Genomic DNA, 5,072 nt, shown 5'->3' on the forward strand with positions numbered 1-5,072 from the left:
GTCCAGGACCGAGGCGAGGTGTTGACCTTCCTCACCTATCAGCATGCGTCGCTGGCCTTTCAGACCGTGCTGGTCGGCACCGTCGTCGCGATCCTCATCGCGGTGGCGGTGTATCGGTTGCCGCTGGCATCGGCGTTGACCCTCACCTCGAGCCGGGTCGCGTTGACGATCCCCTCGCTGGCGCTGCTGGCATTGCTGCTGGTCCCGTTCGGCCTCGGTGTGGTGCCGTCGTTCATCATGCTGGCGTTCTTCGCGGCCCTGCCGGTGATCGGTAACGCGATCGTCGGGCTGCGATCGGTGCCTGCCACGGTCGTCGAATCCGCGCGCGGCATCGGACTTTCGCGGTGGCGGATCCTGCTCACCGTCGAGCTGCCGATCGCCTGGCCGGTGATCCTCACCGGGATCAGGGTCTCGACCCAGATGATCGTCGGTGTCGCCGCGATCGTGGCCTACGTCCTCGGGCCCGGCCTCGGTTCGCTGATCTTCAACGGACTGTCGCGTCTCGGCGGGGCCAACGCGCTCGAAATGGCGCTCACCGGAACCATTCTCATCGTTGCCATCGCGTTGGTCTTCGACGCGCTCCTCGTCCTGCTCGGACGCCTCACGATTGCCAAGGGACTGTGATGACCGATGTGACCAGCCAGCCCGCGCCGACCGCGCCCCAGCGCAACGTGACCGGCGATTCCATCACCTTGGACGGGGTCGTCAAGCGGTACAAGGGCCAGGACACCCCCGCCGTCGAACGTCTGGACCTCGAGATCGAGGCCGGCAATATCGTCGCGTTCGTCGGACCTTCGGGCTGCGGTAAGACGACCACGCTCAAGATGATCAACCGGCTGATCGAGCCGACCGAGGGCCGGATATTCATCGGCGGACGTGACGTGACCCGCGAAGATCCCGACAAGCTGCGGCAGTCGATCGGCTATGTCATCCAGTCCGGTGGGCTGTTCCCGCACTGGTCGGTCGCCAAGAACATCGGCGCGATCCCGCGGGTACTCGGCTGGGACAAGAAGCGAATCGCCGAACGCACCGAATATCTTTTGGATCTGGTCGGTCTCGACCCCGCGACCTTCGCCGACCGTCTGCCCAAGGACATGTCCGGCGGCCAGCAGCAGCGTGTCGGCGTCGCCCGCGCGCTCGCGGCCGACCCGCCGGTGCTGCTGATGGACGAACCGTTCGGCGCGGTGGACCCGATCACCCGGGTTCGCCTGCAGGACAGTCTGATCGCGATCCAGCACGAACTCGGCAAGACCATCGTGATCGTCACCCACGACTTCGAGGAAGCCACCAAACTCGGTGACAAGGTGCTCATCCTGTCCGAGGGCGGACACGTCGAGCAGTACGCGACACCGGAGGAGATCCTCACCGACCCGGCGACGCCGTTCGTCGAGGAGTTCGTCGGATCGGGCGCGAAACTGGCCTATCTCACGGTGTCTCGGGTCCGCGATGTGGAGGTCGACCCGGTCACCACCGCCAAGATCGGCGAATCCTCGCAGGTCGTGATCGGGCGGGCGAAAGCCGCGGGACACACCTGGGTGGTGGTCGTCGACGACGCGGGGCGGCCGCGGTCGTGGCCCTCGCTGCCGGAAGTGGCGAGCAAGCCGGAGGTTTCGGACTACCTCGATCGCCGGCTGCCCGTCGTCGCGCAGTCCTCGACCCTCAACGACGCGCTCGACGCCATGCTCGCCGCCAGTCAGGGCGCGACCCTGGTCACCGACGGTCGCGGCGCCGTAGTCGGCTCGCTGAACATCGGCTCGGTGACCGACGTGATCCAGACCAAGCTCGCCGAAGGGCACGCCGCCGCCGAGGACCTGTCCTACGAAACCTACGTCGACGGTTCCGATCCCACACCCACCCCGGTCGTCGCCGCCGACGACGAACACGGATCGGCCGGACCGGCATGAACCGTCTGCGCCGGGTCCCGATCGATGTGTGGTTCGAACCGCTCATCATCGTCGTGATCGGCATCGGATACGTGCTCTGGTATCAGTCGTCGACGTTCACCGCGACCGAACAGGCCTCGCTCGGCTGGGCCAATCTGCAGACCACGATCCTCGAGCACATCCGGCTCACGGTGGTCGCCACGCTGATCGTGGTGGTGGTCGCGATTCCGCTCGGTATCGCCTTGACCAGGCCCGCGTTGCAGCGGTTCGAGCCGATCGCCGTCAACATCGCCAATATCGGTCAGGCCGCGCCCGCCGTCGGACTGCTCGTGCTGTTCACCTTCTGGCTCGGCACCGGATTCCGCACGGCGGTCGTCGGTCTCGTCGTCTACGCGATCCTGCCGATCCTGCAGAACACGATCGTCGGGCTGCGGCAGGTTGATCACCGCACCATCGAGGCCGCTCGCGGCATCGGCTTCTCGGCCGGGCGGACGCTGGTTCAGGTCGAATTGCCGCTGGCCGTGCCGGTGATCCTCAACGGCGTGCGCACTGCGCTGGTCATTTTGGTCGGCACCGCGACGCTGAGTACCTTCATCGGTGCGACCAGCCTGGGCACGCTGATCACGACCGGTGTCACCCTGTTCCTGCCCAAGCTGCTCATCTCCGGCGCCGTGCTCGTGGGGTTGCTGGCGTTGATCATCGATTGGCTCGGCCGACTCGTCGAACTGGCCGCGACCCCACGAGGTGTCTCATGAGGCGAGTCCCGTTGATTACCGCGCTGGTCGCGACGCTGTCGTTGCTCGCCGGGTGTGGCCTGGTGAGCTCGTCGGGCACCTTCCACGACGCGAGCCTGCCCGGCGGCGAACGTCCCCTCGACGGCGCGAAATTGGTCGTCACCTCGAAGAGCTTCACCGAGGGGGTGTTGCTCGGCAAGATCACCGCGACCTACCTGGCCGCGGCGGGGGCCTCGGTCACCGATCTGACCGGCGCGCCGGGATCGGCCTCGTCACGGCAGGCCCAGCTCAACGGCGACGCCGACGTGCTGTGGGAATACACCGGCACCGGCTGGGTCAACTACCACAACGAGACCGAGACGATCGTGGACCCGCAGGAACTGTGGCAGCGCGTCCACGATGTCGAGAAGCGTGACTACGACCTGGAATGGCTGCCCCCGGCCAACTTCAACGACACCTACGCGTTCGGTGCGTCGACACCGACCGCGCAGCGACTCGGCGTGAAGTCACTCTCGGACGTGGCCGCGCTGCCGGTTGCCGAACGAACGTTCTGTGTCGACGACGAATTCTTCAGTCGCTCGGATGGTTTCATTCCGATGCTGCAGAAATACGGCATCCCCTACAACGATCCCAACGGTGTGCCCGCGGGCAACGTCACCCGCATGGACGCCGGCGTCGTCTACACCGCGACCGCCAAAGACTCTCCCTGCCACTTCGGCATGGTCTACACCACCGACGGCCGCGTCAAGAACCTGAACCTGGTGGTCCTGGACGACGACAAGAAGTTCTTCCTGCCCTACAGCGGGACCGCGGTCGTGCGGGGCCCCGTCCTCGACGCCAACCCCGAACTGCGCGAACTTCTCGGCACGATCTCCGAACTGCTCACCGACGACCTGATGCGAGAACTCAACGGCCGCGTAGACATCGACGGAGAAGACCCCGCCGACGTCGCCTACGACTGGCTGAAAAGCGTGAAACTGATCGCCTAGCGCAGCGGCACGCTGCCGCGGGCGATCCAGCGCCGGGGAACGTGATCGACGCCGGTCTATGATCGCGCTGTGCCTCAGGATGGTCTTGCCGACGTGCAGCGTTTCGATCCGGTGCCGGACCCGCGGCCGACCGATGAGGTGTGGCCGGAGCTGAAGTGGCCGGTTGCCCCGGATGCCGAACTCGTCGGTGAGACAGTGCGGTTGAGCCCGGTCGATCCGGCAGCGGACGCGGCCGAGTTGTTCGCGGTGCTCGAGCACGATGTCGTGTGGGCCCACATTCCGTTTCGTCCGCGCGATCGACAGGAACTCGAGGTGTTCCTGCGGTCGTGGCACGCGACGCCGGAGAACCATCTGTGGATTGTCCGAACGCGCCGGGCCATCGCCGGCCACCCGGTCGGTGCGATCGTCGGGATGACCTCCTATCTCGAAACCCGAGCGAGGGACGCCCGGTTGGAGATCGGCGCCACCCTCTTCGCCCCGGGCGTGTGGGCGAGTGGGGTGAACCCGGAGGCCAAGTGGCTGCTCCTGGCCTATGCGTTCGACACGCTGGGTGCCGGTCGCGTCGAGCTCAAAACCGATGTTCGCAATCACCGTTCGCAACAGGCCATCGCGCGCCTCGGCGCCCGGTACGAAGGCACACTGCGCCGCTATTCCCGGCGCGCCGACGGCACCGTTCGCGACTCCGTGCTGTTCTCGATCACGGTGGAAGACTGGCCGGACGTCAGAGCGCGTCTTGCCGGCCGGCTTCGCGATCTCGGGCGTTCCGTGAACTCGTCCGCGGCACCCCTACGCTGAACGCGGCCGGCTACCGATGCGCTGATACGGGTAGGCGTCATGAGGGTTTCGCGTTTGCGTAGCCTGTCCTGCCGGCGATCCGCCTACTCGGCAGGCCCTCACACTGCGCAGTTGCCGAAAGCCTATTTCGAGAGCGGCAGCCCGGTCGGTTCGGGAATCTGTTCGACGGTGAGTCGTTTGCGGAAGACCCAGTAGGTCCAGCCCTGGTAGATCAGGACCACCGGGGTGCACAGGACCGCTGCCCAGCTCATCACCTGGAGGGTGTAGTGGCTGGAGGAAGCGTTGTGGATGTTCAAATCGAACGCGGGGTCGATCGTCGAGGGCATCACGTTCGGGTAGAGCGAGCCGACCAGCAGGATAGTGGCCGCGGCGATCGTGACGGTGGTGCCGATGAACGCCCAGCCGTCACGGGCCGCGGCGGTGGCCCCACCGGCGACGACCAGGCCGAGCACGGCCGCGCCGAGCGCGGCCCAGGTCCAGCCGGAGCCGTAGGCGAGCTGAGTCCACAGCCCGAACCCGCCGACAATCGCCACCGTGGGCACGAACAGGATCCGCACGCATATGCGGGCATCGTCGCGGACTTCACCACCGGTTTTGAGCGCGAGGAAGATCGCGCCGTGCAGGGCGAACAGGATGGCCGTGGTCGCCGCGCCGAGCAGCGCGTAGGGGCC

Annotated in this window: 6 protein-coding genes; 5 read left to right on the forward strand and 1 reads right to left on the reverse strand. The window is 66.6% G+C overall.

Annotated elements, in window-relative coordinates; genetic code table 11:
- The 5 genes from ACFWF3_RS23715 to ACFWF3_RS23735 form a co-directional block, all read left to right on the forward strand.
- Window positions 1–624, forward strand: a 624-nt coding sequence (locus ACFWF3_RS23715) for an ABC transporter permease (RefSeq protein WP_379315317.1), incomplete at its 5' end; no start/stop codon positions are given.
- The gene (locus tag ACFWF3_RS23720; protein ID WP_378990053.1) at window positions 624–1,904 is read left to right on the forward strand and encodes an ATP-binding cassette domain-containing protein; all 1,281 of its coding nucleotides are present in this window, start codon (window positions 624–626) and stop codon (window positions 1,902–1,904) included. The genes ACFWF3_RS23715 and ACFWF3_RS23720, both read left to right, overlap by 1 nt.
- Entirely contained in the window at window positions 1,901–2,638 is a 738-nt protein-coding gene (locus ACFWF3_RS23725; RefSeq protein ID WP_378990051.1) for an ABC transporter permease, read from the forward strand. Before ACFWF3_RS23720 ends, ACFWF3_RS23725 begins: the two co-directional genes overlap by 4 nt.
- A complete protein-coding gene (locus ACFWF3_RS23730) occupies window positions 2,635–3,606 on the forward strand; it encodes a glycine betaine ABC transporter substrate-binding protein (RefSeq protein WP_379315318.1) in 972 nt (323 codons plus the stop codon). The genes ACFWF3_RS23725 and ACFWF3_RS23730 overlap by 4 nt, the downstream gene beginning before the upstream one ends.
- 69 nt (window positions 3,607–3,675) lie before the next feature.
- Window positions 3,676–4,401: a GNAT family N-acetyltransferase gene (locus ACFWF3_RS23735; protein WP_379315319.1), complete on the forward strand. Its 726-nt coding sequence runs from the start codon at window positions 3,676–3,678 to the stop codon at window positions 4,399–4,401.
- A 122-nt stretch (window positions 4,402–4,523) separates the two neighbouring features.
- Here the strand turns inward: ACFWF3_RS23735 and ACFWF3_RS23740 are convergent.
- Window positions 4,524–5,072: cytochrome d ubiquinol oxidase subunit II (locus ACFWF3_RS23740; RefSeq protein WP_379315320.1), on the reverse strand; the 549-nt coding region annotated here is incomplete at its 5' end.

The organism is Nocardia sp. NPDC060220 (assembly GCF_042727815.1).
Classification (GTDB): Bacteria; Actinomycetota; Actinomycetes; order Mycobacteriales; family Mycobacteriaceae; genus Nocardia.

What these genes read in the sequence shown, in the direction of transcription:
- ACFWF3_RS23725 (WP_378990051.1), top strand. Translation starts at nt 1,901, where the DNA reads ATGAACCGTCTGCGCCGGGTCCCGATCGATGTGTGGTTCGAACCGCTC.
- ACFWF3_RS23720 (WP_378990053.1), top strand. Translation starts at nt 624, where the DNA reads ATGACCGATGTGACCAGCCAGCCCGCGCCGACCGCGCCCCAGCGCAAC.
- ACFWF3_RS23730 (WP_379315318.1), top strand. Translation starts at nt 2,635, where the DNA reads ATGAGGCGAGTCCCGTTGATTACCGCGCTGGTCGCGACGCTGTCGTTG.